Raw genomic sequence first — 24,894 nt, 5'->3', positions numbered from 1 at the left:
GACGGTCATCCCAGAAGCCGCATCGACGATCTCATGCCCTGGAACTTTGCGGCCGCGTCAAGCCGCGCCGCGTAGGGGATCGCCGAGGCGCTTACAGTTTATTTTGGATGCCCATCATTGCAACGACTATCGCAATGATTGAATGCGCTTGCGATGCTTCGACCTTCTTCCGTCTCACACATACTTTGACGGTCTGGCTCGATCGGCGATCTAGCGCAGGTTCACTCCTTCCAGGTCACCTGGTTTCAACCGGTAGCGGATTACGTTGCCTTCATGGAGACCCGCGATCTGCTCGCGGACATAAGCGACAACGTCCGCTCGATCGGCATCGGGTACGCCCGCCGCCAAAGCCATCTCTTCAACCGCATCGGTTCGGAACTCCTTGAACTCGAGAACGCAACGCCGGACCGCGGCGCGAACAAATTCCCGATAGGCAAGAGCAGCTTTTTCCGGGCTCTCCACCTCAGCGCGGAGAATTCGGTACTTTTCGGCGGACGCCAGGTACGCGTCTATGTAAACCTCGCGCAGCAGCGCGACGTTGTTCAATTCATAGACACCGATGAGCCCGTTGATATAATCGCTGTCGTCCATCGTCGTGAACGACATCGGCGCAATGTCCGACTTCAGAAGTGGGATGTTCGAGGCCACGCGCGAGGTCCGCTTGTTGACGTCGGCAAAGGCCTGGAGATACGGGATGTGAACGAGGAGAAAGAAGGACTGCTCGAACGGATCGGTGATCTGCGCAGCCTTGTGCAGCAGGATGTCGAACTCCTCCGCGATCGTGACCGCATCGTCGAGCGGTCGATAGCTCGAGTGCGAGATCCCGACCGGCATCGCTCGCAATCGGCCCGACATCGCAGGGTCCGCCAGAAGACCATCCGAGAGCAGCGCATGAATCGCGAACAGATCAGGTCGCCGAAGCCCGATCTCGTCGAGATTGTCGACCACATACTGGATGGCTTCCTTATGGTTGAGGATCATCAGGGCTTCTTTCCGATCCTTTCCCGCAGCTTCCTCGCCAAACCTGATCAATCGCTCGGTCTGCAGAATATCGTAGGTGTTCCCCTCCATCCTGGACGACGCCCAGCTGAGATCGACCAGAAGCTGTTCAAGGATCCGGCGCGCGTATGTTCCGGCCGGAATTGCGCCTCCTTGCGGACGGCCAGCCTCCAGTAGTCTTTCGCGGTCTGATGCGGACAGATACCAGGTCTTTCCCGGGACGTATGCGTCCAGAAGTTCCGGTCGATAGGACACGGGCGCTCGCCTGTTGTACGGCGTTGACAAATGCGCCCGGACGACCGCTCCCCCGGCAATCCTGTATCCCGTCGCCCTGCCCTTGCCGGATACTTCGAGACGACCTTCCTCCACCATGCGCCGCAAGAGACGCCATATGGTGGTTTCGCTCACATCCCTTGCAACGCCCTTCCGGATGGCATCGCGTCCGGCGCCTGGGTTCTCACCTACAAAGTCGAGAATGTCTTGATCCGACAAGGCCATGAAACGATATCTCGCAAGTTTGAAACGATTAGAGCATTGATACACCTATATTTTTCCTCGGTGCAAGTTTTCGTTTCACTGATTTTGCAACGATACAGGCGGCAGGAAGCGGAAGCGGCCATCATCAAGAGGGTGAAACGATTATCGCGTTGAAATTATGGGTATTTCTGGGTCCGCAGATCAATCGTTGCACAGCGCATGAAACGATAATCCGAAAAACAAAACGGCGGCCTTCGCGTTCAGCATTGGCAACGGAGACCGACAAGATTCGAAACTGAAGGTCAAAAAATAAAGCTTTCTCAGCGCCATAAAGCCCAACGACATCGGCAACTGGTTACCCGAAGTCTAGTTGTGGTGCTCCGCCCACAACCCCCGCATCCTCCAGCTGCTCTCGATCGGGAAGATCGCGCAGACTTTCCAAGCCAAAAGCGACGAGGAACTGCTCGGTGGTCACGAAGGTGTAAGGCGCTCCCCGCCGAGGTGACCGCGACCCGGTCCCGATCAACTCGCGCGCATCTCGGTCATCATGACGTAGTGGGTCGTTTGATCGCTGGCGGCGCCCCGCTCGATCATGTCAACAACCTGGGCTGGACGGCGCTGATCGAGGCGGTGATCCTCGGCGATGGTGGCCCGGATCACATCGCCACCGTTCGCGCGCTGGTCGAGGCCGGGGCCGAGGTGAGCATTGCGGATCGCGACGGCGTGACCCCGCTTGCGCATACCGGCGCACGCGGCTATTCCGATATTGTCGCGATCATCCGGGACGCTGGCAACCGGTGAGCCCCGCGGCGACGGAGCAACGGCCGATGCTATTGGCGGTTCGGCATCTCGTCAGCGCCCAAGACCTCGAAATCAGCCGGGGTAGTTCCTATCACATTGATTCTAAAAGATATAAGCAGGCGCCGCCCCGCCAGGCCGCCCGACCTTGAGGTTTCGCCGCGAAACCTACCCCAGTTCTCGCGCCAGGAGATCCATCAGCCGGCTTGCCGTCTCGGCGTCGAGATTACGGCCCTTCAAGGTCAGCCGAATCTCGTTCGGGGCGACCTCGGCGCTGGCGGCCAGCCCGCTGGCATAGACCCGCTCGGAGATCCGCTCTACGTGCTGAGGTCTGCCGCCACGCGCCGGGTCGCGGTCGGTGGGCGGGTCTTCCTTCAGTGCCCGCTCCAACGCCTGCCATTCGGCCCGTGCATCCTCAGCCCCGGCACCGTCCAGCGCCTCGCGCAGCCGGGCCTGGGCGCCCTCGCGCAAGGCCGCGGCCAACCGCAAACCGGCCTTTTCGGTCAGTGCCGTCGGAAAACGCAGCAGATCGCCCAGCCCCTCGTGGACCGCGGCGAAACTGCGGACCTTGGACCGCTTGGCCTTGGACGCGGTAGAAAACAGCGCATCCACCGCCGCCTCGACCGAGGGGAACACCCCCTGCCCGGCCGCCAGAACCGCGATGCGCCCGCGCTCGTAGTGGGTCAGGTTGGCGCGCAGCTCGTTTTCCTCGACCATCGCAAGGTAGGCGCCCTGCCCTGCACCCGCGTCGCGCACGAATGCGGCGATCCGGGCGAACTGCGGATCCTGCGCCGCCAACCGCCGGAACGCCTGCACCCGGCGAAAGCCCGAGATCAGGCCGTAGCCGTCCTCCAGCCTCACCACCTCGATCGGGGTGCGCTGGCCGCCATTGCGCAGTGAGGCAACCAGTTCCGCCATCGCCTCTTCATCCTCGACCAGCCGGTCGCGGCGCAGAAAGCTAGTGTCGATCTCGTCCAGCGCGATCTCTTGCGCCACCAGCCCGGCCGCGCTGGCCTCTCGCCAGCGGACGGCATCACCCTGATCCCTGGCCAGCGCCACCCGGTCGGTGACATTGGCCATGCCCGACAGTGTTGCCGCCTCGCCGGCGACCTGGGCAATCGGCGGGGCCATGGACTTGGTCTCCAGCGGACCCATCCCGGGTTTCGCCGCGAAACCTGCCTCCAGCTCCTGCAGCTCGGCCGCATCCGGGGCGGTCAGTCTCTTGCGTTTAGCCATCCTGCTCTCCTCTCATGGCGGCGTCGCGCCACCAGCAGCCGATCAGAAGCTGCTTGAACTCGGCATAGGTGCGGTCAAAAGTCTCGCGCCCGCGCACATAGGTGTCGCGGTTGAACTCGCGGTAATCGGCCTCGTAGATGCCGTTCACCTGCTCGCCGGCCTGGCCCACCAGCGCCGTGTAATCCTGTCTGTGGGCATTCATGAAATCCCCGAAATAGGCCTGGATAACGTTTGCCATGTCAGTCTGCTGGCTGGCGTCGAACCGGGTGATGATCGCCCGCACTACATCCCATTCGAAGTTAATCTCGGGTAACCCCGCCGCGCGTTGCGCCGCGTTCTCGCCTTCCTCGATGCTGGCGAAGGTGGAATAGAGCATGTCGAAGAACCGCCCTGTGGAATCGAACTCCAGGAAGGACGCACCCAGCGGCACCAACAGGATATCGGCTGCCGACAGCGCGTTTATGGTCAGGTAACCGAGGGCAGGGGGCGTATCGAGGAAGATGACGTCATACTCGTCCAGCACGCCCTCGTCGGCCAGAAAGTTCCCCAGCCCGTCCCAAAGCGGCCAGGACCGCAGCGCCATGCGCCAGACAGGGATCTGGAACTCGGCCCAGTACAGGTTCAACTGCGCACCGATCAGGTCGATATTGGGCCAGTGGGTGTTCTGGATGAGGTTTCGCGGCGAAACCTCCAGCGCCTCGGTCAAGGTCTCGTCCATCGGGATTTCCGGCTGGCCTGCGGCGGTCCGCACCGCGTTCTCGGCCCGAACCGCCTTGGCGTAATCCTTGGCGATCAGAGGAAACACCGTCTGCCATTCATCGACCACCTTGCCGCCCAGGATCGAGGTCATCGAACCCTGGCTGTCCAGATCCACCACCAGCACCTTGTAGCCGTCCAGCGCCGCCGACATGGCCAGATGCGCCGCGGTCGAGGTCTTGCCGACACCGCCCTTGAAGTTGGCGACGGCGACGATCTTGGCCGGCAGACCCTCGGGCCGGTAAGGCAGGTATTCCTTGGTGCTGACCCCTTCACTGGCGAAATGCTGGCGCAGGGTCAGCACCTCTTCCAGGGTGAACCATTTCGACCCGCCATCGCCCTCGCCCTGGGGCAGGTCCGGGTTCGATTTCAGCACCCGTCGGAGATGCGCCGGCGCTACCGGAATCAGGTAGCGCGTGACCTCCCAGGTCGAGAACTTGCGCAGCCGCTTCTCGCCATCGGGGGCATAGCCGCGGCGGGCCAGATCCTCGCGTCCCTTGGCGCAGAAGGCCGCAGCCTTGGCGAATCGGGTGGTTCCGATAGGATCGGGCAACTTTGCCGCGGCGGCCTTGGGGTCGAGATTCAGATAAGGCGGCAGAATAGGGGTAGGGGGTTTGTTCACTGTCGATGCCTCACAACATGTTCGCCTTTCCGGCGTATATTGCGCAGAGTAGCGAACATGGTGAATTCTGGCCAGCGTCTTTGCCGCGGTTCCCCGTCAACGGGTGCCCTGAAGCCGAGGTTTCGCGGCGAAACCTGCCTTGATTGACAGCAAATCACCACAACAAAGGGTTTCTTTTCTTTGGAGTCTTTAGACTCTTTTGGTCCGGAAAATCATTATATAACAGAGCTCTATACTTGAATCGGCACCCGATTCCGGGACCGGGGGCACCCGATTCCGGGATCAAGGGTACCCGATTCCGGGATCATAGGCACCCGTCTGCAGGTGCGAAGGAACCGATTCGCAGGCGTTTGTTTGGCCGGTTCATTAGAGCCTGATTTTGCCCCCTAGGCTCTGATTTTGGTCCGGTTTGGGGTCGCTGGCTGCCAACTACGTCGCGAAATCGCCACTCTTTTCGGCTCTCAGGTACCCATCTACGGGATGCGCTTGATCCGCGCTGGGGAACCCAAAGAGGATTGATAGTTGGGTACCTTTCATGGCACAAGATTGAAAAAGAACTGAGGCAAGAGCAGATGCCCGAGCAGATCGACATGGACCGGCTGACCGGTGCGTTGCGGCGGGAAACGGTCAAGAAGAACGTTGCGGCCATCCATATCAGCGGCAAGCTGACACTGTTGCAGCGCAAGCTGTCCAACGTGCTCCTGCTGAACGCCTATGATGCGCTGACCTCGGCCGCCACGCACACGATCGACGCGCGTACGCTGGCGATGATGGTGGGATACAACTCGAACGATCTGGCCACCCTGCGCGCCAGCCTGCGGGCACTTGCCGAAACACTGGCCGAATGGGACATGCTGGACGAACAGGGACGGCAGGAATGGGGGGTGTCCTCCCTGCTCAGCTTTGCGCGGCTCAAGGACGGGATCTGCGAATACGCCTATTCGCCGGCGCTGGCGCAGAAGCTGCACGACCCCAAGATCTATGCGCTGATCAACGTCCATATCCAGCGCAATTTCAGCTCGGGTCACGGGCTTGCGCTTTACGAAAACTGCTATCGCTTCGTGCGCACCGGCTCGACCGGCTGGTGGTCCATCGAGGTGTTCCGCAAGCTGATGGGCGTCGACGGGTCGAGCTATTACGAAAGCTTCAAGCATCTCAACGCCAAGATCATCAAGCCGGCAGTGGCCGAAGTGAACAAGAACTCGGACATCGTGATCGAGCCAGAGTTCCGCAAGAAGGGCAGGGCGGTCACCGACATCCGCTTTCTGATCCGCGAGAACCCGCAGATGGCGATGTTCCAGATCGACGACAGCGAGGGCGTGCGTAACCTGGGCGTCTACAAGGCGCTGCGCGGGCAGGGGGTGTCGGACCGGCTGGCGCGGCAATGGATCGCCGAGCATGGCGAAGACTACGTGCAGCAGAAGCTGGACTACATGGCGGGGCAGGGGGACGTGAAATCATCCGTGGGCTACCTGTCGGCAGCGATCCGCGAGGACTACCGGCCGCCCGACCGCCCCGAGCCGCCCGAGCCCAGCCCTGAGGCGCTGGCCGCCGCCGAGGCGCGCGCGGCCGAGAAGGCCCGTGAGGATCGTGAATTTGCGACCCGCGCTGCCGAGCGTGCTGAGCGGGCGCGCAAGTTCGAAATCGTCGAGGCCCTGGTTTCGCGGCGAAACCCCACCCAACGCGACACCGACAAGCGCCTTTTCATGGCCGGGCTGGAGGGTGAGCTGGAGCGCGAAAATTTCCGCGCGCATGGCTGGCGGTCGGGCCTGAACGCCGCAGCCATCTTCGCCTTCTGGGAAGAGCTGGAGCCCGACGCGTTCCAGGAATGACGCCTCGCGCGGCGATTGCCACTCTATCCGGTCTGGTAGTCAGCTAAGTCCCAAGCTGGCCTTCAGTTCGGTCTGGCGGCTTTCATTGGGCTCAAGGATCAGGCGCTGTTCGATGCCGGCCAGGTGGCGGTCCATCAGCGCGGCGGCCGCGTCGGCATCGCCCGCCAGCACCAGGTCAGACAGGTCGCGCTGTTCGTGCATCTCGCATTCGTCCGGCGCGGTGGCCTCGTAAACCGCGATGATCAGGGATAATCGGGCAATCAGTTCGCGGACGAACCGGGCCATGATCGGGCTGTCTTCCAGACCTTCGGCGACGGAGGCAAGCCGGTCGCGGATCGTCGTATTATTCTGTCGGGCACAGGGTGTGAGCGAATTCATAAGCCGCGCTGCTTCCTGAAATCTGTGTCGCGCTCCAACCCTCCTGCAAACACAGCAGAGTTTAAGAGGCCAACAATCCAAATCCCCAGACTTTCTCCACCCCCTGCGGCGAACCCCAAGTCGATGGGCCGATGCAGACGGCTCTCCCTGTTCCACATTCGAGTCTGGTCAATGCCAGGTTCGCAGGCGATGAGAGGACCAAATTGGGCGCATTGTCCTTGCCTGTCGATCGTTCTGGATATACATTAAGCATTGTATATCCACGCTTGGGGAGAGCAAGATGCAAGTTGCCAAATGGGGGAATTCCCTGGCGGTCCGTCTGCCCGCGGATCTTGTGCGCGAACTCGGCCTGAGAGAGGGCGACCGGATCGACCTGGTAAAGGACGATGGGACCGTGCTTGTCCGGCGCCAGCCTCGGGCAGATGAAGTCCTGCGAGGACTGCGGCGCTTCCGGGGCAAACTGCCCAAAGACGCGCGCCTGAGCCGCGACGCCGCACATGAGCGCTGAGTTCGCAGACACGAATGTCATTCTCTACTTGCTTGACGACAGTCCCAAGGCGGACCGTGCCGAGGAAATCCTGCGGCAAGGGCCTCGGATCAGTGTCCAGGTCCTGAACGAGGCGCTTGTCAATTGTCGTAGGAAGGCGGGGCTCAGCTGGGAGGACACCGGAGGTTTTCTCGCCGGCATCCAGTCCTTGTGCGCGGTCGAGGACCTGACGGTCCAAACCCATCAGGTGGGCCGCGCCTTGTCGGAAAAGTACCAGCTCTCGGTCTATGACGCGATGATCGTGTCTGCCGCACTGATCGCGGGGTGCACGACATTGTGGAGCGAGGACATGCACGACGGACTGCTGGTGGAAGATCAGTTGCGCGTCGTCAATCCTTTCTCCTGAAACGTCGTGGCTGGTCTGTTTTCCAACAACCCAAGCCTCTCGGCCCGTTCCAGCAACATCTTCACGGAAGACGGCTGCCAGCTTGTACGTCCCCGAGGTGTGCGCTCACGCATGGATTCCAGCCGGTCGCAGATCGCCTGCAGCGTGATGTCGGGATCCGCGCCCTTGATAGCAGCGACGATCGCCGGCAGGCGGTCGTCGGTGTCACGGCGTCCGGCGCGGCCCAGCACCTCGGCGGGCAGAAACCCGTCGCGCACATAGGCTTTCACGGCGCGCAGCAGGCGGCCTTGGGTCCAGCGCCGGTCATGGGGCAGGGGGCCATTGATGATCCGCAGCACGTCTTCCCAGGCCATATCGGGGCGCAGACGGCGCACATGCGGCACCCAGTCCTGAGCGGTCTCGTTCAGGCGCTCCATGTAACCGTCCTGTCGCGCCAGCCGCACCTTGCGCAGCGCCGCCGGATCCTTGGCGCGAAGCCCGGGGTTGCCGCCGACACGACCCTTTGAGCGCGCGGAGGCAAGCCCGGCCTTGGTGCGTTCGCGGATCAGCGCGCGTTCGAACTCGGCCGCGGCGCCCAGCACCTGCAGCGTGAACTTGCCCTGCGGACTGGCGGTGTCGATCGGATCCTGGATCGAACGGAAGAAGGCGCCCTTGGCCTCCAGACGTTCGATCACCTCCAGCAAGTGCGACAGAGACCGCGCCAGACGGTCGATGCGCACGACGACCAGCGTGTCGCCGTGGTCCACGCGCTCCAGCACGCGTGCCAGCACCGGCCGGGCGCGATTGCCGCCGGAGGCGTGCTCTTCATGGATTTCTGCGCAGCCCGCAGATTTGAGGGCCTGCGACTGGGGCAGGGGGGTCTGATCCTCTGTGGAGACGCGCGCATAGCCGATCAGGGACATGAAAACGGGCCGTTTGCAATTTAGGATACCGCTAATAAACGACCGTTTGTAAATGAATGCAAGAAAGTGCTCTCACGTTGTGTTCGTCCATGGTCCCTTGGTTTCCTAGCGCTGACCGCGATCTGAGAGGTTCCACCGGCAGTCGCGCGCGCATTCTATATAATGAGCGGCGGCAACCGTCACAAAATCACTTGGGTAATGTGCAAAAAAATAGTATTTTGCACATATGAAGCCACAACCGTCTGCATTGACTGATGATTTCGATGACCCCCTCATCACAATCGAGGAGGATGAAGAGGCTCACGAAGAGGATCTCTGGTTTTTGCCTGGGCCACCCGAGGAAGAACCGGATGATCTGCCTCCTGGGCCACGGGCGGAACCGCCTGATACCGTGGTCATCGAAGATTGGGAAAAGGCAGAGGGTGCTCATACTGCGCGGCTGGCAAAGGTGGCTGGACGCCTGGGTGCTATGGATGACCGGTTGCTGCGCGGCCCGGAGGGCTGGCGGCACAGACTGGCTCTAATAGAGGCGGCGGATCTCAGCTGGTTCGCAGGCGATCGTGTGAGCCCCGATCGGCTGGCGCTTTGGGTATCCATGCGTTTATCTGGAGTCCAGGATGACTCAGAAGCACTGGCTCGGGCCGGATGGGCTGTGCGACGCCTGACAGGTGGTCCGGAGCCAATGGTAGATTTGGCGGCCTTCCTGGATCGGCGTGATCCTGAGAAATTCGAGGATAATGCCGAGCGCTTTGACGAGCGTGCTGGGAGCTGGCTGGACGTGATGACAGCTGCGGTTGACCTCCACCCGATCACGCGCGCTTGCATGGGGTTTCACCTCTGGAGTCTGGCTGGCCTCGGCCAATATGGAGACCGGATTGAGGCCGCTGTGACTGCTGGCAGGATCGCGGCCAGCGACGGCAATGGAGCCGTCTTTGCGCCGCTGGCCATGGGCGGGGCAGGGGGCTTACGTGCGTCCGGCCGTCCAGCCGACAGATTGGCCCGCTGGCTGGATGAGATGGAAACTGGTTGCCTGACCGCGATGCGACATCTCGACGATCTCGAAGCATGGGCAACGCGGGCGGAAGCCGAGACGGCGGCGCTCTCGGGTAAAACCCCGCCAAACTTGCTTGTGGCCCTGACCGAATGGCCCCTCGTTTCCGCTCCTATGGCCCAAACCTTGACCGGTGCCAGTCGGGCAGCGGTTCAGCGCAACCTCGCATGGATGGAAGCGCGAGGCCTCATCCGGGAAGTGACTGGGCAGGGGCGGTTCCGGATGTGGCAGGCAGCGACCTGAAGAGGGCCCGAAGGTGATCCAGAACACGCATAAGCACGCATATGTTAAGTTGGCTCTTGGCCAAGAGTGCGCATGACTCGGGCGCACCTGGGACGAATACTTCTCGGGCGAAAGCGGCGCGCCTAAGACCCGCAGCAAGAGTTAAGTCCGCTATCCGCGTCGGACCCGGGGTCATGCCAGCCAAGTTCGCAGAACGTCAGAAGGCCGCAAGCATGTGGACTAGGCCTTTTTCGATGTTCTTCCACGGCTTCTTGCCCACGGTATGTAAGAACCAACATCTGGTACCGCAGATATTTTTCGTAAAGAACTGCATGAAGCGACAACAGATTTTGTGACCCACAGGCCTGGATCAAGGACTTATGGAACTCCCAGTCATATCGGAATCAGGATCGGAGCGACCACGCCCTGCGCCAATGGCTGCGGGAACTGGCGAATAAACGTCGCCGGTTCGGATATCGTAGTTAGGGCATCCTTTTGGCCAGAGAGGGTTTTGAAGTGAACCATTAGAAGCTTTTCCGTCTCTATCGCGAGGAAGGGCTGGCCGTGCGCCGCAGGTGATCACGCAAACGCGCACTGGGTACGCGCAGGCCCATCCTAGTGCCGGATCGCGCCAATCAGCGTTGGTCGTTGGACTTCGTGTCCGATGCCTTTGCTAATGGCCAAAGGTTCCGTGTGTTGTGCATCGTGGATGACTGCACGCGCGAAGCCTTGGCGGCCACTGTGGTGGATCGCTCACTGTCAGGTGAGCGGATGATCCGCGAACTGGATGACCTGATCGGGAGGCTGGGTCAGTTGACTTTCTGACCCACGATCAGATCAAAGCGATGACAACGGCCGACCGTATCGTCAACCTCGGCACTCGTCAGGGGTATGTTACCCCCTGGATCACGACGTCAGCGGAAAAGCGCCCTTAGGGGTGCCACAGCCTCTTGCCAGCTGTCACGCGCTTCTAGCCGGTCGATCCAACTCGCAACTCCTGGGTACTGGTCCAGTAAAATCCCCGCTTGATCGCGATACATGAAGGTGGTCGCAAGATAGAAGTCGGCAAGGCTGAGTGCGCCTGCGATCCAGTCCTTGCCGTCGAGTCCGGTTTCCAGAACGGCAAGGAACTGATCTGTGGCTTTTCGTTCCGCTTCGACCACAGTCGGATCGGGATCGCCCATGCCGAATTTCTCTTTGAGAAACAGCTCAAAGGACAATTTCTGCATCGCCGGGCCAAGGTGGATCGCTTGCCACCAGGTCCATTGATCGACGAGGGACCGCGCCTTGCGGCCCTCAGGATAGAGGCCCGCCTCGGGCCGAAGCCCCGCCAGATAGGCACAAATTGCCCGGGATTCCCAAAGCACGAAATTCCCGTCCTCCAAAACGGGCACCTTTGCATTGGGATTGCGAGCGAGAAATTCCGCCGCGCGGTTGTCCCCGGCCCGGATGTCGACCTGGACGATTTCGAGGTCCACGCCCAGTTCGTGTGCCACCGCCCGCACACGCAGCGCATTGGGCGAGAAATTCGCGTTGTAGAGTTTCATGATTTTGTCCGCCTCTATAGTTACTGCGGCGCCCGAAGAAGCACCGCCCGGTTTTCGGTCAGGAAATCGGTAACCGACTGTCCGGACTTGCCGGTGAGCGTCTTGAGATCGTCGCTGGCCACATCAAGGTAGCCTTCGGCGATTGCCTGGTCGAAAGAGACGAAAACACGCGCCATGAACTCGGGCAGGCCATTTGCGATCATCGCCTGCACCATGTCTTCGGCCGGCATCGGAACGTAGGGGATGTCCTTGCCGGCGATGTCCGACAAAAGCGCCGCGATATCGGCCTGGCCGGTGGATTCGGGCCCGGTGATGTCCAGGACCTCGCGGTCGGTCGCATTCATCAGCGCGGCAGCGGCGGCGCGGGCGCAGTCGGCGCGCGTGACGTAACTCGCCCGTCCGTCCCCTGCCGCGGCAAAGAGCTGCCCCATGTCGATCGCCTGCGGTCCGCTCATAAGCAACAGATCCGTGTAAAGGTTGTTGCGAAGGATCGTGTAGCTGGCGCCGCTTTGCTCGATCAGCTTCTCGGTGTTCTGATGATCCTTGCTGAAAGTGATGGGGCTTTCGGGTACCGGGCTGGCAAGCGAGGTATAGACGATGTGGTCGATACCCGCCTCGCGTGCGGCGGTGATCGCATTGGAATGAGCCGCGAGCCGTTTGCCCGGCTCCAGATCGTCGGTGGAGATGATCAGGATCCGCTTGCCGCCCGCGATGGCCGGACCCAGTGTTTCGGGCGCGTTGAAATCGCCTTGGCGAACATCCACCCCCTTGTCCCTGAACTCGGCGAGTTTGTCGGCGTTGCGCGTGACCGCGATGATCGGACCGGCGCCCGCCTCGATCAGTTGATCGATTACCTGGCGTCCAAGCTGGCCGGAGGCGCCTGTGACGATAAATGGTCCGTTCTGAAAGCTTGCCATGGGCGTATTCCTGTTCTTTGAGAGAGAGTCAGCCGTGGATGTGAACCTGCGCGGGGTTGGCCAGCTTGCCGCGGGCGAAGTCCCAGCTCGTTGTCAGGATTTTGATCATGACGTCGACCTCTGACCCATCGCGCGGCGCAAAGGCCATGACGGCATTTGCCGGGATGTGTCCGGCCGACGCCATCGGGTGCGGTTCGCCCCATCCCTTGGCGATGAGTTCATCGACCGCCGCCAGCGGCAGCATCATGTGCGACGAACCGTCATAGGAGGGATGCACATGGGCAAATTCGCGTCCGATCATGAAGGCTTCACGCGGGCCGCAGGCATGCGCCACCGGCAAGACCAGTGCTTCGGCGCCGGGCACCGAGATGCCCGACCGGCAGCGCTCGACGAAGGGCAGGGCGAAGGCCTTCTCCTTGAAAAATGCGTGGATCTCTGCCGAGGAGTTCTGCGACACCTGCTCATGCGGGGCGCAATCGGTGGTGTCGGGGCGCGGGCCCTGCCGCGGGGGAAGTTCGAAGCTCATGGTTGGTCCTATCCAAATCTGAACGCGCTTTCGACCGCGCCCAACACGTGATCCTCGAGGGTCTTCTCCCCCCGATCCGCAAGCGCAGCCCCGGCCACGACGTGCAACGGGATCAGATGTTCCTCGCGCGGATTGGCATCGCGTGCGCCGGGCGCCTGATCCCACTCGGCCAGCATGGCATGGCGCACTGCGGGGTCTTCATGGGTCACCGCACTCGTGAGCCATCGGTCAAAGTCTCCGCCGTTCACCGGGCCGTCCGGTCCGCCCCTCATCGCCCGCATCATCTTGCCCATGTTATGATAGGTATTGCCGGATCCGATGATCAGCACCCCTTCGTCGCGCAAGGGCGCCAACGCGCGACCGACGGCAAGATGCGCCTCGGGGTCGAGATCGTCGCGCAGGCTCAATTGGACGGTGGGGATGTCGGCCTCAGGAAAAGCCACCTTTAGTGGAACGAATACCCCGTGATCGAAGCCACGCGCAGCATCGGCCCCGGTTTGGAATCCCGCGTCTTCTAAAAGTGCGCGTACGCGGGTCGCCAGCGCGGGCTCGCCCGGCGCGGGCCAGGTTAGCTGATAGGTATGCTGCGGAAATCCCTGATAGTCGAACAGCAGAGGCGGGGCGGGGTTGGTCTGCAAGGTAAAGACCCGCTCTTCCCAATGGCCCGAGATCACGAGGAGCGCCTTGGGCCTTGCCGGCAGGCTCGCAGGCAAGTCCTCAAGGAATTTGCGGTGCCGATCCCAGGCGTCAGGCGGGTTCCAGTCCATGAAGAAACAGGGGCCACCCCCATGGGGAACAAACAATGTCGGCTGCTTTTCAGTCATGTTGTCGTCCTTTTAAACCCAAGTCCGAGGCTATGGGCACCCCCGTGGCAACTCCGCAGCAGATCAGATTGGCGCTGCCGGAACTGCCGGTGCATAGGCCGACTTGACCGCACGCACGCGATTGGCGGTCAGCCACGAGACGATCAGGAGTACCCAGGTCGCCAGAGCCGGCGACCAACCCGGATCGCCTGCGCCCACATGGGCCCCGAAGGCGAGCACCAGATGCCAGAACATTGCCGCATAGGCCCAATCTGCCAGCACCGCCGAAGGGCGCCAGAGGATCACAACGGCACCGACGATCTTCAAAATTGCGAGTGGCCAGATGATGTATGTGGGATAGCCCAACACCTCGCGATACATGCCCGCGACCATGTCGTGGGATGAGATGTAGAAGGCCGCCGCACCCAGATAGACCAATGCCACAAGGCCGGTCGCGATCCAGTAGACATATTTTGCCACGTTGTCACTCACTGCCGCTCTCCCGGTTTTCGGCGGGTTGTTAGGCTGCCGTTTTCCATATAGTATCATTAGGTGCCTTGCTTCATCAGTTAAAGTAGGCACTTAAAAGTAACTTACTTTCGTGGGCTGCGAGGGCTATCCACAATGAAAAGCGTCCAACCAGCTTCCTGCCCGATGGAGGCGCTGCTGCGTGTCATCACGGGACCTTGGACGATTTATATCCTTTGGGTTCTGTCCGAACAGGGTCCACAGCGTTTCGGCGCGACCAAACGGCTGGTGCCTGGAATTTCCACCCGGGTCCTGACTGAGAGGCTGAGAATGCTGGAACATGCCGGCGTGGTCTGGCGCGAGCAGGCCATGACCATCCCGCCCGCTGTCACATACGGGCTGACTGAACGCGGCGCGGAGCTGCGCGGTGTGCTGGACACCCTTGGATCCATTGCACGCCGCTGGGAGGCGGAGGGTGCTTTCGACGGGACGGCACGCTCGGCGGAATGATGACGTCCGTCCTGTTCGCGGAATAATCCCGCGCCAGAAAGCACCGCGAACGGAGCACGGCCCGAAGCTCATGACGAATTGAAAGCCGCGTTGGGTATGCCTGACAGGCGGCACTCACTCCGAACGATCCGCCCAGGTTTGCGGCTTGCCGCCACATAAAAATCAATTTACTGTACCGACTAGACGGTACAGTCAAGTTTGAAATCCCGCAATGCTGCACAGGACAGGAAGAGCGAGATGCGCGAGAGAAAAATGGCCGAGGTTTTGTTCGGCGCGCGGGAGGTCTTCTTCCGGTGCGGTTATGAAGGCGCCACCGTCGATGCCATTGCCGCCGAAGGGAAAGTGTCGAAGGCAACAATGTATTCGTATTTCCCGACCAAGGAGCAGCTGTTTCTGAGCGTCGTGGAATCCGAATGCGGTCGGCTTGCGGAAGAGATCCTCCGGCCCTTGTCCGCAGGTCCCGAGCCGCGCGCCCAGTTGGAAAAACTTGCCCTGCGCATGATCGATCTCGTTCTGGACGAAACCTACATCCGCCTTCTGCGGACGTGTATCGGTGCCACCGAGATGCTTCCCGAGGTCGGGGAGGTGTATTTTCGTGCCGGACCGAAACGGGCACGCGAACTCATCAGTAAAGTTCTGGAACGCCTTTCCCGGGAAGGCGCGCTTGAGATCGACAACCCCCCGCGTGTTGCGGATCACTTCATACATCTTTGCGTTTCTGGACTGTTGATGCCACGCCTGCTGGCCGTGCAAAGAACAGTCGAGCGGGACAAGCATGCGGCCGATGCAGTCACTGCATTCCTGCGACTCTACGGGAGCGGACATAGAGTAGAGCTCTGAACTGACCTTGCTTTCCGACAACGGGGCAGTGCTCCAAATCTCTCAATAAAATTGCCGAATGGACAGTGAATAATGACCATACAATCCAAAATGCAGGCAAAGAATGCGTCACCAAGGATCCTCGGCGCTGCGCGGGCAATTGCGCACAGAGAGGGCGCGGGAAAGATTACGATCGACGCCGTCGCGCGTGAGGCCGATCTCAGTAAAGGCGGGGTCTTATACAATTTTCCGACCAAGAGAGCGCTTCTTGCCGGGCTGCTTGATGAGATGCTCGCAGAACATCACGAACGCCTGGCATCAGTCCCGGAAGATCGCAGATCCCGCACCCTGCGTGGGCACCTGGAAGCAATCGTGCAAGCCAGAGCCGTCGATGACGACCTCTCGATGGCGATTCTCGCGGCTGCCGCGTCAGATCCGCGGCTGCTCGATCCGCTACGGGCTGAACTGACCGGCGACCTTGAGCGTATCCTGTCCGACACACAAGACACTCCGGGTGCTATGGTTGTCGTCCTAGCGATCCAGGGACTTCGGTTCCAGAAACTTCTGGGCCTTCCCGACGGTGGCGCGGATCTCAGGGGACGCGTCATCGAGCAATTGAGGGCCATGATTAATGAACTCGAATAGAGAGACACGAAGTTTGAAGCGGATCGTTTTTGTTATTGCGGTAGCGGCCGTGTCGGCCGTTGCCGTCCCGTTTGTTTCGCCGTTCCTGACCGATGTGCTGGCCCAGACCGCGACGGACACCCTGGAGGCAGAAGTCGATACAAGGCCTGCAGCGAACGTGGAGCGACCAGTCACGGTCGAAGTGACCCGTGCGCTCAATCGCGTCGTAAGTCAGTCTCGCAGCGTTGCAGGCCGCGTCGAACCTGCTCGAACGGTGGACCTTGCGTTTCAGATACCCGGGCAGATCATTCGCCTTGAGGTTGAGCCCGGCGACACGATTCGCGAGGGCGAGGTGATCGCGGAGCTCGACCAAATCGATTTCGAACTCGCCGTCGACCGGGCTCAGGCGTCCTACGACCTGGCGAATTCCGAACTCGCGCGCGCCTCGGACCTCGCCGATCGTGGCGTGGCGTCCGACGCGCGCCTCGACACGGCCCGCGCGCAGTTCGTCCAGGCAGAAGTCGCGCTCCGCGAGGCAGAGCGGCGCCTGTCCCAAACGAAAATCGTCGCGCCATTCGACGCGATTGTGGCGCGCACCTTCGTTGAAGAATATGTCAACGTCACGTCGGCCGCGCCTGTCGCGCGTCTACAGGATGTCAGCGAGATGCGGCTCGTGATCTCCCTGCCAGAGGAACTTGCGGCCATTGCGCGGTCGGCACCCGATGCCTTCGAGATCGTTGCAACTTTTCCGGCTGTTCCGGGTTACACCGCGCCTCTGGTGCTTCGCTCGTTTGCGACCGATGCCGACCGGACGGCGCAGACCTACGACGTGGAATTTGCGATCACGGGTGATATCGACCCGCGTCTTCTGCCCGGGATGACTGCGGATGTGCGCATCTCCATTGCCGCAGAAGCAGATCGCCCGCAATCCGTGATCGTTCCGGTTTCGGCGGTGGATACGACGAGCCGAACCGAACCGTCCATCTGGATCTACGAAGAAACGTCCGGCCAGGTCGCGCGCAGGGCGGTCCGTTTGGGTCTTCCGATCAACAATGAGATTGTCGTTCTGGATGGCCTGAAGGGCAACGAATTGGTTGTTTCCGGCGGCTGGTGGCGGCTCAGGGACAATCAGACCGTGACAGTTTCGGGGCTCTGATCCCGTTCTTTTTGACAGGACAAGAATAGAACCATGGCACTCAGCATCTCACGAGCGAGCATCGAGCGTCCTGTGGCGGTCTGGCTCACCATCATCTTTTGTCTCCTCGGCGGCTATTGGGGGCTGAACACGGTCGGTCGACTTGAAGACCCGAGCTTCACGCTCAAAACGGCGCTCATCTTCGTGCCGTATCCCGGCGCCACGGCTCTGGAGGTTGAAGAGGAGGTCGCCGACGTCGTCGAAAATGCGCTGCAGCAAATGAAGCAGCTCGACCGGGTGGAATCGAAGTCGATGCCGGGCATGGCGCAGATCACCGTCGAGATCGAGATGACCTATGGCCCGGACGAGATCCCGCAGGTTTGGGACGAAATGCGCCGCCGCATCAGCGACGTGGAGGGGGACCTTCCCGCAGGAGCGCGACCGCCCATCATCAATGACGATTTCGGCGACGTCTATGGCATGTTCTATGCGGTAACGACCGAAGGTCTGAGCCCATCGGAGCAGAGGGATTTGGCCACGACGCTCCGGCTCGGACTGGTCACTGTCGATGGCGTCGCCAAGGTCGAGGTTCAGGGCCTCTCCGAAGAGGTAATCACCATCTCGATCCCGTCTGCACGCCTCGAGATGCTGGGCCTTCCGCCGACCCAGATCCTGGGCATTCTCGCAGACGAAAACCAGGTGTTCACCAACGGCGAGATCACCGAGGGCCCTGCCCGGATCGGCCTATCGGTTCCGCCGGGCTATATTAGCCCCGAAGGGATAGAGGAGCTGCGGCTGGGCACGGCCGGAAATGTCGGCCAGATCGCTGTCAGCGACATCGCCAGCGTGACCCGCGAGGCGGCCGAACAGCCTAGCCAGATCATCCGGCAGAACGGCACGGCGGCATTTACCTTTGGCGTTTCCGCGTTGACGGACCAAAACGTGGTCGAAGTCGGTCAGGCGGTTTCAGCACGGCTTCAACGGCTCAAGTTGGGGCTTTCTGAAGGTGTCGAGATCATACCGATCTACGAGCAGCATGTCGTGGTGGACGAATCCGTTTCAAGCTTTCTCGTCAGCCTCGGACAGTCGGTCGCGATCGTGGTCGGTGCGCTGATGCTGACCATGGGTTGGCGCGCAGGCCTCGTGGTGGGCTCGACCCTCGGGCTCACCGTTTTCTCCACACTGTTCTTCATGTCAGTGTTCGGGATACAGATGGAGCGGATCAGCCTGGGCGCCCTGATCATCGCGATGGGGATGCTGGTCGACAACGCCATCGTCATCACAGAAGGGATGGTGATCGGCATGGCGCGAGGAAAAAGCGCGGAAGACGCTGCTGCCGAGACCGAAAGCGCCACGTCAATCCCCTTGCTGGGGGCGACCGTTATCGGGATCATGGCGTTTTCCGGTATCGGGCTGTCGCCTGACGCCACGGGCGAGTTTCTGTTTTCGCTTTTCGCGGTGATCGCCATCTCGCTGCTAACAAGCTGGGTCCTGGCAGTCACGGTGACGCCGTATCTCGGCAAGCTGCTGCTCAAGGCCCCCAAAAACATTTCGGATAATCCCTACAAGGGCGTGTTCTACGCGACATATCGCGGGATTTTGTGGATGGCGCTGCGCGTCCGCATTCCGGTTGTTCTGACGATCATTGGCATCACCGTTTGGTCCGTTATGGCTTTCGGACAGGTCAAGCAGGCCTTCTTCCCCGCCTCGAACACGCCGATTTTCTACGTTGAGTTCCAGATGCCGCAGGGAACCGATATCAACACGACCGACGAAGAGATGCAGCGGCTCGAGCGGATTCTCATGGATGAGGATGCCGTAACCGGGGTAACGGCCCTCGTCGGGCGCGGGGCAAGCCGATTCATGCTGACATACAACCCCGAGCAGGCGGATGCCAGCTATGGCCAACTCATCGTCCGGGTTGCGGACGCCGCAACGATCGCGACGATCGCGAGCAGACTTAACCAGGACTTGCCCGCCGAATTCCCCCACGCTCTGATCCGTGTCGAAGATATCGTGTTCGGACCGCCCTCCGGTGCCGATGTTGCAGTTCGTTTTTCGGGACCCGATCCGGTCATCCTGCGCCAGCTCGCGGATGATGCGATGAGGATTTACGAGGAGGCAGGAACCATCACCAATCCGCGCACCAATTGGCGGCAGCGTGAGATCCTCGTCGAACCCATCGTCGATGAGGCACGAATGCGGCTGGCTGGCGCAACGCGCGGAGCGATCGCGGATACCATCCGCTATGGAACGTCCGGACTGCGCGTTGGCGACCTACGCGAGGACGACGTGTTGATTCCGATCCATCTCCGGCTTCCCGAGAGCGAACGCGACGGAGTTGACCGCCTTCGTGACCTATCGGTGTGGTCCGATGGGGCAGGGTCCTATGTACCCATGGCCAACCTTGTCGAAAGGTTCGATCCCCGTCTTGTCGAGGCACTCATTCACAGGCGCGACCGAGAGCGGACAATCGCCGCCCTCGGCGGTGCCCGCAGCGATCTCACCGCGGATGAGGCATTCCGAAGCGTCCGCACCGAGATCGAATCCATCCCGCTTCCCGACGGTTATGCAATGGAATGGGGCGGCGAATTCGAAAGTGCGCAGATGGCTCAGGAGTCGCTTGGCAAGCAGCTTCCCCTGGGCTTCCTGGTCATGTTGACGATTTCGATTTTGATGTTCAACAAAGTCCGCCAACCGCTGATCCTGTGGCTCGTGGTGCCAATGTCCGTGACGGGCATGGTCCTGGGGTTGCTGTTCACCGGTCTGCCCTTCACATTTACGGCCCTGCTCGGCTTCCTGTCGCTTTCGGGAATGTTGATGAAGAACGCAATCGTTCTCATCGAAGAGATCGACTTTCTACGTGCACAGGGTGTGCCCGATTACAAGGCGGTGATCGACGGCTCAGTCAGCCGTCTTCGCCCTGTGGTGCTCGCCGCCGGCACGACGATCTTTGGCATGATTCCGCTTCTGCCCGATGCGTTTTTTGCCTCGATGGCGGTGACGATCATGGGCGGCCTCGCCTTTGCTTCGGTCCTGACGCTCGTCGCGGTTCCGGTGCTCTATGCGCTTCTGTTCCGGATACGGCCACCGAAACGGGACGCACAGTCGGACGGCCTAGCGGCGACCGCCTGACACAACGATCCTCCCTAAAATAGGATTTCGAGCCAATTTGAGGATAGCGGAATGGCCCAGAAAAAACAAAACCGGAGTGGATCGTCGCGAAGCTCCGGGAGTCCGACGATCCCAGGGCGCCTCGTGCGGTGTCCTATGGGACAAGCAGGTGGTGCGCCAGCGGCTGGCAGACTGCCAGACGAGGATCGCGGCGGGACGGCAGCTGGTCTATCATGCCGCAGGTCTGGACGCGGCGGGCCACGATTGCGTGCAAGAGGTCTCGATGGTCAAGGCCTATTGCGGCGAACTGGTGTCGCGTAGCCCTTAATTGTGAGATGGGAAATCCAACGAAATCAACGGCTGAGCTTTGCCCTTAAATATGAGATTTTGCCTTTAATTCTGATATTTTTGCCCTTAAACCTGAGACAGGGTTCACAGACATTTGCGGCAAATATCGATGAATGATGATGGCGAAGACTGCGTTGCTGTTGGTGCTGAAGAGGCGCGCAGGGCCGCGGTGCTGCGCCCTCTTGTTCAGGCATATCTCAATGGGACTGGCAGCCTGGAACGTGGCATCAATGACGCCGTTTGGGAGCTTGGTGTCAGCAGGGCGACGGTCTGGCGTTGGATAAAACGGTTGGCGGAAGAGGGTGGGCGCACCAGCGCTCTGGCTCCGCGGAAACGGGGCCGCCCGACCGGGACGATGTTAATATCCAGCAAAGTCGAAGCGGTAATCGAGGAGCACCTTCGCCGCTATTTCTTGCGCCGGGAGCGTTCGAGCTTGTCGCGCGTCGTGACAGAAATCCGCCGCGCTTGCTGGCAGGAGGGCTTGCAACCGCCGACACGGCGAACGGTTCAGCGTCGTCTGGATGCGATGGATGCCCGCGAAGTTGCGAAGGCACGAGAGGGCGCAAAGGCGGCCCGCCAGAAATTTGCGCCGGTCACAGGTGAGAACAAGGCCAGTATGCCACTGGAGATCGTCCAAATTGATCATACACCGGCGGACATCATTCTTGTCGACGGCTTTGAACGCAAACCAATTGGGCGGCCTTGGGTCACGCTGGCGATCGACGTCGCAACGCGGATGGTGACCGGATATTACACCTCTCTCGAGGCACCTTCGCGTCTGTCAGTGGCGCTTTGCCTGACACAGGCGGTGGCCCTCAAGGAGGAACTTCTTGCGGAATTGGCGTGCGATGTTCCTTGGCCGGCACAGGGCAAACCGCACAGCATCCACGTCGATAACGGTCGCGATTTCCGGTCGCGCGCCTTTCGGTCGGCCTGTGCGGATTGGGGGATCGATCTGGTCTATCGACCGCCAGCAAGTCCTCACTTCGGTGGTCACATCGAACGGTTGATCGGCACCATGATGGGGGCCGTTCACCTGTTGCCGGGAACAACGCAATCCTCGATCGCGGCAAAGGGCGACTATGACGCCGAAAGCAAGGCCACGATGACGTTGAGCGAATTCGATCGCTGGTTTGCTCTGGAAATCTGCCGTTACAACAACAGCATTCATTCAAGTCTTGGCTGCACGCCCGTTGCCAAATGGGAGGCGCTCTCAGAGCAAATGACAGGCGACATCCCCTTCGAGATGGAAGCCTTTCAGGTGAGCTTCCTGCCGAGTGAACTGCGCAAGATCAGGCGTGACGGCATCCATCTGTTCCAGATAAGGTACTGGTCCGATGCCCTTGCAGGCCACATTGGGCGCGGGGATGGAAAGGTGGTCGTTCGCTACGATCCTCGCGATATCTCAATGATCTGGGTCGAACTGGACGATGGCCGGTATGTTGAGGCGCGGTACAGAAACCTGGAAATTCCGCCCGTCTCGCTCTGGGAATATCGCGAAGCGATGAGGAAGGCCCGTGCCCTTGGCAAGTCCGGGTCTAATGAGCTGGTGCTGGCTGAGCTGATCCGACAGCAACGCCAGATCGAAGCTGAAAGCCGGGGCCTGACGAAGGCCGAACGCAGAACCCGTGAAAGAAAAGGGACATTGAAGGGCACGAACTCGGCCGTCTCGACAACCGAAGGGCTGCGCCCGATCGATACGGGTGATACATCGCGCCCATTGTTCAAGGTGGAGAGATGGTGAATTGAGGGCAGGGACAACTGAAGAAGACGGCCGGATCGCCCTCATTCAATCGGATATCTGGATCGGCTTTCCTCGGGCGGAACAGGTGTTGGACCGCTTGCAGGGCATGATCGAAGCGCCACGACAAACCCGTATGCCTGGGCTTCTTGTGCATGGCGCCTCCGGGATCGGAAAGACGATGATTGCCCGAAACCTGTCGCGCAAGTACGCACCAGAATACGATCCGGCGTCGGGCATCACCCGCACACCGCTTCTGCTGTTGCAAGCGCCGCCCGCACCTGATGAACGGCGGTTTTACCTGCACATCCTGGCCGCCGTCGGCGCCCCGGCGACGGCTCTTAGCGCCCGCGCTCAAAATGTGGCTTCCCTCGAAGTCCGTGTCATCGCGCTCTTACGCGACCTTGGCCTGCGGATGATCATGATCGACGAGGTCCACAATCTCTTGGCCGGGACCCACCGCGAACAGCGCCGATTTCTCAATGTCCTGCGGTATCTCAGCAATGAACTCGAGGTGTCACTGGTCTGCCTTGGGGTCAGCGAGGCCGTCGATGCTATTCGCGGTGATATCCAGCTTGCCCGACGGCTGGACGAACATCATCTGCCAAACTGGCGCGACGATGCCGAGTTCTCGGACATGATCCAGACCCTTATTGCTGCCATGCCACTGGAAAAGAAGTCCAACCTGAAGGTCAAATCTCTCAAGCAGGTCTTGGCACTGACCGGTGGGGTGACCTCGCGCATCTTCGCTCTGGTCAAGGATCTTTCCATCGACGCCATTATCACAGGCGAGGAATGCATCACCGATGACGCAATCGCAAAATGGACGCCGGTTTGGTCGCGCCATGCGAACCCCCATCGGCGGCTCCAGAAGTCCCGGGTGTGAAGCCGCACCCGCTGCCCAAGACTGTCGCGCCGCTGCCAGACGAGTTGTTGTCAGGTTGGTTGTCTCGGCTGGCGGCGGCCAACTACTGTGATGATGCGGAACTACTGGCTCATCTCAGAATCGATACCGCGCATGGCACCGCCTTGGACTTCAACGTCGACGCGGCTGCGGCGGCGAAGATTGCCAACGCCGCACGGGTTAACCCAGATGTTGTTCGATCTTTGACCTTTCCGGCAATGACGCCACGAGAAGCCTCGCTGACGGCTCAGATGCCATTCCAGCATTGCATGCAATGCGCCAGAGAGGGTCTTTCGCTCAGGCATTGGAGGCGGGCCTGGGCATTTGACTGCCAAGTTTGCGGGACGAGACTTGTGCAGACCCTTGGCAAACTCCGTGAGGAACAAATATCTGGAAAACTGATATACCGAGCGCGCCGCGGGGCAGAGATGCTTGAGTGCGCCGCGCGCTCGCGCGGCCCCAAGCAACTTCGGCGCGCAATGCGCGCAGTCACCTTTGCCATGTCACTCAAAACCTTCCGCGGGGATCCGTCGTTCGCTGTCCAGAACCCCAGATCGGAAGTTAGGCTGTTCTGCCTCGCCGCAATCGCCGCCGCTCGATCTCATCCCTTGGCTAAGGCAGCCATCGTCAGCAAAAGCATCGACGACTATGCAAGGGTTGCTCTCTTGCGCGCCTTCGAGAAGGAGCCTCGATTGCTTGCCGCGGTTGATCACATCGCGCAAAGGTGCGCGAGAAACAGGGGCCCCTTGACAGCCGTATCTCACAATTAAGGGCAAAAATTGTCGCCAAACGCGTCGCGTCTCAGATTAAAGGGCAACGCGACAGCTGCCGGTTCTGGCGCAGGTGGCGGGCGTTTACCTCGCCTTCCTCGTCGCCGCAGCACTTCTCGGTGCGGCGACCGGGCGGGCGGCCGGATTGCCCACTAGCGGGCGACGAACGGTCATCTTCTCGCTCGGAACCCGCAACTCCTTCGTCGTACTTCCGCTGGTGCTGGCGCTCGGACCGGAGTGGAACGTGGCGGCCGTGGTCATCGTCTTCCAGTCGCTCGTCGAGCTCTTCGGCATGGTCGCCTATCTGTGGATCGTGCCGCGCTACCTGGTGCCCGAACATGCGGCGATCATGCAGGACTCCGCGGGGAACGAATGATCGCAGACAACGGCGCTGGCAGCAAAGTCCGGAGGCTGTGTGAAAACTCCCATTGTTTTCTGGGGGATGGTATGCTTTCCGCGAGAAATGCGGAGTCATTCCATGGGGCAGTTTATCGAGGGCTTA

The 24,894-nt window shown here is 60.8% G+C and carries 26 protein-coding genes and 2 pseudogenes; 16 read left to right on the top strand and 12 right to left on the bottom strand.

The window, feature by feature from the left end:
• Positions 1 to 210: 210 nt before the first annotated feature.
• Both BMX57_RS19575 and BMX57_RS19570 read right to left on the bottom strand, forming a co-directional pair.
• Entirely contained in the window at positions 211 to 1,497 is a 1,287-nt protein-coding gene (locus BMX57_RS19575) for a Fic family protein (RefSeq protein ID WP_092371386.1), read from the bottom strand.
• A 334-nt stretch (positions 1,498 to 1,831) separates the two neighbouring features.
• A pseudogene (locus BMX57_RS19570) lies at positions 1,832 to 2,011 on the bottom strand (SMC-Scp complex subunit ScpB); the annotation flags it as partial.
• Positions 2,012 to 2,031: 20 nt separating this feature from the next.
• Between BMX57_RS19570 and BMX57_RS19565 the strand changes: the two are divergent.
• Positions 2,032 to 2,277 carry an ankyrin repeat domain-containing protein gene (locus tag BMX57_RS19565; protein ID WP_218142441.1) on the top strand — a complete coding sequence of 82 codons (246 nt, stop codon included), beginning with the start codon at positions 2,032 to 2,034 and terminating at the stop codon, positions 2,275 to 2,277.
• 165 nt (positions 2,278 to 2,442) lie between these two features.
• Here the strand turns inward: BMX57_RS19565 and BMX57_RS19560 are convergent, their stop codons facing one another.
• The gene (locus BMX57_RS19560) at positions 2,443 to 3,510 is read right to left on the bottom strand and encodes a ParB/RepB/Spo0J family partition protein (protein WP_092371383.1); all 1,068 of its coding nucleotides are present in this window, start codon (positions 3,508 to 3,510) and stop codon (positions 2,443 to 2,445) included.
• Entirely contained in the window at positions 3,503 to 4,888 is a 1,386-nt protein-coding gene (locus BMX57_RS19555; protein WP_092371380.1) for an AAA family ATPase, read from the bottom strand. Before BMX57_RS19555 ends, BMX57_RS19560 begins: the two co-directional genes overlap by 8 nt.
• A gap of 572 nt (positions 4,889 to 5,460) precedes the next feature.
• On the opposite strand from BMX57_RS19555, the gene BMX57_RS19550 reads away from it, so the two are divergent.
• Complete coding sequence (locus BMX57_RS19550; RefSeq protein ID WP_092371377.1) at positions 5,461 to 6,720, top strand: replication initiation protein; 1,260 nt, start codon at positions 5,461 to 5,463, stop codon at positions 6,718 to 6,720.
• A 39-nt stretch (positions 6,721 to 6,759) separates the two neighbouring features.
• On the opposite strand, the gene BMX57_RS19545 is transcribed toward BMX57_RS19550, so the two are convergent.
• On the bottom strand, positions 6,760 to 7,098 hold the full coding sequence (locus BMX57_RS19545; protein WP_092371374.1) for an FCD domain-containing protein: 339 nt from the start codon (positions 7,096 to 7,098) through the stop codon (positions 6,760 to 6,762).
• A 280-nt stretch (positions 7,099 to 7,378) separates the two neighbouring features.
• Between BMX57_RS19545 and BMX57_RS19540 the strand changes: the two genes are divergently transcribed.
• Together BMX57_RS19540 and BMX57_RS19535 are read left to right on the top strand one after the other, a co-directional pair.
• On the top strand, positions 7,379 to 7,606 hold the full coding sequence (locus BMX57_RS19540; RefSeq protein ID WP_092371372.1) for an AbrB/MazE/SpoVT family DNA-binding domain-containing protein: 228 nt from the start codon (positions 7,379 to 7,381) through the stop codon (positions 7,604 to 7,606).
• Positions 7,596 to 7,991, top strand: coding sequence for a PIN domain-containing protein (locus BMX57_RS19535; RefSeq protein ID WP_092371369.1), 396 nt, complete (start codon positions 7,596 to 7,598; stop codon positions 7,989 to 7,991). Before BMX57_RS19540 ends, BMX57_RS19535 begins: the two co-directional genes overlap by 11 nt.
• Here the strand turns inward: BMX57_RS19535 and BMX57_RS19530 are convergent.
• The gene (locus tag BMX57_RS19530) at positions 7,961 to 8,893 is read right to left on the bottom strand and encodes a recombinase family protein (protein ID WP_092371366.1); all 933 of its coding nucleotides are present in this window, start codon (positions 8,891 to 8,893) and stop codon (positions 7,961 to 7,963) included. The genes BMX57_RS19535 and BMX57_RS19530 overlap by 31 nt on opposite strands.
• Positions 8,894 to 9,119: 226 nt before the next feature.
• On the opposite strand from BMX57_RS19530, the gene BMX57_RS19525 reads away from it, so the two are divergent.
• Positions 9,120 to 10,187: a hypothetical protein gene (locus tag BMX57_RS19525; RefSeq protein WP_092371363.1), complete on the top strand. Its 1,068-nt coding sequence runs from the start codon at positions 9,120 to 9,122 to the stop codon at positions 10,185 to 10,187.
• Between the two features lie 122 nt (positions 10,188 to 10,309).
• Here BMX57_RS19525 and BMX57_RS21125 read toward each other — a convergent pair whose 3' ends face one another.
• The gene (locus BMX57_RS21125) at positions 10,310 to 10,510 is read right to left on the bottom strand and encodes a hypothetical protein (protein WP_379575174.1); all 201 of its coding nucleotides are present in this window, start codon (positions 10,508 to 10,510) and stop codon (positions 10,310 to 10,312) included.
• Positions 10,511 to 10,565: 55 nt separating this feature from the next.
• Here BMX57_RS21125 and BMX57_RS19515 point away from each other — a divergent pair.
• Positions 10,566 to 10,979, top strand: a pseudogene (locus BMX57_RS19515) (transposase family protein); the annotation flags it as partial.
• 101 nt (positions 10,980 to 11,080) lie between these two features.
• Here BMX57_RS19515 and BMX57_RS19510 read toward each other — a convergent pair.
• The 5 genes from BMX57_RS19510 to BMX57_RS19490 all read right to left on the bottom strand — a co-directional run bounded on the left by BMX57_RS19510 (position 11,081) and on the right by BMX57_RS19490 (position 14,451).
• The gene (locus tag BMX57_RS19510) at positions 11,081 to 11,713 is read right to left on the bottom strand and encodes a glutathione S-transferase family protein (RefSeq protein WP_027238702.1); all 633 of its coding nucleotides are present in this window, start codon (positions 11,711 to 11,713) and stop codon (positions 11,081 to 11,083) included.
• A gap of 20 nt (positions 11,714 to 11,733) precedes the next feature.
• A complete protein-coding gene (locus tag BMX57_RS19505) occupies positions 11,734 to 12,630 on the bottom strand; it encodes an SDR family oxidoreductase (RefSeq protein WP_037931965.1) in 897 nt (298 codons plus the stop codon).
• Between the two features lie 28 nt (positions 12,631 to 12,658).
• Positions 12,659 to 13,156, bottom strand: coding sequence for a luciferase domain-containing protein (locus BMX57_RS19500; protein ID WP_037931962.1), 498 nt, complete (start codon positions 13,154 to 13,156; stop codon positions 12,659 to 12,661).
• Between the two features lie 8 nt (positions 13,157 to 13,164).
• Entirely contained in the window at positions 13,165 to 13,980 is an 816-nt protein-coding gene (locus BMX57_RS19495) for a DODA-type extradiol aromatic ring-opening family dioxygenase (RefSeq protein ID WP_037931959.1), read from the bottom strand.
• Positions 13,981 to 14,043: 63 nt separating this feature from the next.
• Complete coding sequence (locus BMX57_RS19490; protein ID WP_157802081.1) at positions 14,044 to 14,451, bottom strand: DoxX family protein; 408 nt, start codon at positions 14,449 to 14,451, stop codon at positions 14,044 to 14,046.
• Between the two features lie 132 nt (positions 14,452 to 14,583).
• On the opposite strand from BMX57_RS19490, the gene BMX57_RS19485 reads away from it, so the two are divergent.
• The 10 genes from BMX57_RS19485 to BMX57_RS20525 all read left to right on the top strand — a co-directional run bounded on the left by BMX57_RS19485 (position 14,584) and on the right by BMX57_RS20525 (position 24,768).
• Positions 14,584 to 14,937 (top strand): winged helix-turn-helix transcriptional regulator, encoded by a 354-nt coding sequence (locus tag BMX57_RS19485; RefSeq protein ID WP_224556225.1) that lies wholly within the window; start codon positions 14,584 to 14,586, stop codon positions 14,935 to 14,937.
• Positions 14,938 to 15,174: 237 nt separating this feature from the next.
• The gene (locus BMX57_RS19480) at positions 15,175 to 15,777 is read left to right on the top strand and encodes a TetR/AcrR family transcriptional regulator (RefSeq protein ID WP_036540318.1); all 603 of its coding nucleotides are present in this window, start codon (positions 15,175 to 15,177) and stop codon (positions 15,775 to 15,777) included.
• A 72-nt stretch (positions 15,778 to 15,849) separates the two neighbouring features.
• Entirely contained in the window at positions 15,850 to 16,401 is a 552-nt protein-coding gene (locus BMX57_RS19475; RefSeq protein ID WP_224769550.1) for a TetR/AcrR family transcriptional regulator, read from the top strand.
• 13 nt (positions 16,402 to 16,414) lie between these two features.
• Positions 16,415 to 17,536, top strand: coding sequence for an efflux RND transporter periplasmic adaptor subunit (locus BMX57_RS19470; protein ID WP_229724297.1), 1,122 nt, complete (start codon positions 16,415 to 16,417; stop codon positions 17,534 to 17,536).
• A 33-nt stretch (positions 17,537 to 17,569) separates the two neighbouring features.
• Entirely contained in the window at positions 17,570 to 20,650 is a 3,081-nt protein-coding gene (locus BMX57_RS19465; protein WP_088635664.1) for an efflux RND transporter permease subunit, read from the top strand.
• A gap of 76 nt (positions 20,651 to 20,726) precedes the next feature.
• Complete coding sequence (locus tag BMX57_RS19460) at positions 20,727 to 20,957, top strand: acyl-CoA dehydrogenase family protein (RefSeq protein ID WP_268236051.1); 231 nt, start codon at positions 20,727 to 20,729, stop codon at positions 20,955 to 20,957.
• Positions 20,958 to 21,086: 129 nt separating this feature from the next.
• Entirely contained in the window at positions 21,087 to 22,721 is a 1,635-nt protein-coding gene (locus BMX57_RS19455) for a Mu transposase C-terminal domain-containing protein (RefSeq protein ID WP_143057964.1), read from the top strand.
• 1 nt (position 22,722) lies between these two features.
• A complete protein-coding gene (locus BMX57_RS19450; RefSeq protein WP_038147410.1) occupies positions 22,723 to 23,604 on the top strand; it encodes a TniB family NTP-binding protein in 882 nt (293 codons plus the stop codon).
• The gene (locus BMX57_RS19445; RefSeq protein WP_092371359.1) at positions 23,601 to 24,392 is read left to right on the top strand and encodes a TniQ family protein; all 792 of its coding nucleotides are present in this window, start codon (positions 23,601 to 23,603) and stop codon (positions 24,390 to 24,392) included. Before BMX57_RS19450 ends, BMX57_RS19445 begins: the two co-directional genes overlap by 4 nt.
• A gap of 73 nt (positions 24,393 to 24,465) precedes the next feature.
• Complete coding sequence (locus BMX57_RS20525; RefSeq protein WP_177175509.1) at positions 24,466 to 24,768, top strand: hypothetical protein; 303 nt, start codon at positions 24,466 to 24,468, stop codon at positions 24,766 to 24,768.
• Positions 24,769 to 24,894 lie beyond the last annotated feature (126 nt).

This window comes from Cribrihabitans marinus, assembly GCF_900109035.1.
Taxonomy (GTDB): domain Bacteria; phylum Pseudomonadota; class Alphaproteobacteria; order Rhodobacterales; family Rhodobacteraceae; genus Cribrihabitans; species Cribrihabitans marinus.
Note: the sequence above shows the minus strand (reverse complement) of the source record. Positions and strands in the feature narration are given on the sequence as shown.

Coding starts and splice junctions, on each gene's coding strand:
- BMX57_RS19575 (WP_092371386.1), bottom strand. CDS start 1,497: ATGGCCTTGTCGGATCAAGACATTCTCGACTTTGTAGGTGAGAACCCA.
- BMX57_RS19560 (WP_092371383.1), bottom strand. CDS start 3,510: ATGGCTAAACGCAAGAGACTGACCGCCCCGGATGCGGCCGAGCTGCAG.
- BMX57_RS19550 (WP_092371377.1), top strand. CDS start 5,461: ATGCCCGAGCAGATCGACATGGACCGGCTGACCGGTGCGTTGCGGCGG.
- BMX57_RS19545 (WP_092371374.1), bottom strand. CDS start 7,098: ATGAATTCGCTCACACCCTGTGCCCGACAGAATAATACGACGATCCGC.
- BMX57_RS19540 (WP_092371372.1), top strand. CDS start 7,379: ATGCAAGTTGCCAAATGGGGGAATTCCCTGGCGGTCCGTCTGCCCGCG.
- BMX57_RS19535 (WP_092371369.1), top strand. CDS start 7,596: ATGAGCGCTGAGTTCGCAGACACGAATGTCATTCTCTACTTGCTTGAC.
- BMX57_RS19530 (WP_092371366.1), bottom strand. CDS start 8,893: ATGTCCCTGATCGGCTATGCGCGCGTCTCCACAGAGGATCAGACCCCC.
- BMX57_RS19525 (WP_092371363.1), top strand. CDS start 9,120: ATGAAGCCACAACCGTCTGCATTGACTGATGATTTCGATGACCCCCTC.
- BMX57_RS19510 (WP_027238702.1), bottom strand. CDS start 11,713: ATGAAACTCTACAACGCGAATTTCTCGCCCAATGCGCTGCGTGTGCGG.
- BMX57_RS19505 (WP_037931965.1), bottom strand. CDS start 12,630: ATGGCAAGCTTTCAGAACGGACCATTTATCGTCACAGGCGCCTCCGGC.
- BMX57_RS19500 (WP_037931962.1), bottom strand. CDS start 13,156: ATGAGCTTCGAACTTCCCCCGCGGCAGGGCCCGCGCCCCGACACCACC.
- BMX57_RS19495 (WP_037931959.1), bottom strand. CDS start 13,980: ATGACTGAAAAGCAGCCGACATTGTTTGTTCCCCATGGGGGTGGCCCC.
- BMX57_RS19485 (WP_224556225.1), top strand. CDS start 14,584: ATGAAAAGCGTCCAACCAGCTTCCTGCCCGATGGAGGCGCTGCTGCGT.
- BMX57_RS19480 (WP_036540318.1), top strand. CDS start 15,175: ATGCGCGAGAGAAAAATGGCCGAGGTTTTGTTCGGCGCGCGGGAGGTC.
- BMX57_RS19475 (WP_224769550.1), top strand. CDS start 15,850: ATGACCATACAATCCAAAATGCAGGCAAAGAATGCGTCACCAAGGATC.
- BMX57_RS19465 (WP_088635664.1), top strand. CDS start 17,570: ATGGCACTCAGCATCTCACGAGCGAGCATCGAGCGTCCTGTGGCGGTC.
- BMX57_RS19455 (WP_143057964.1), top strand. CDS start 21,087: ATGAATGATGATGGCGAAGACTGCGTTGCTGTTGGTGCTGAAGAGGCG.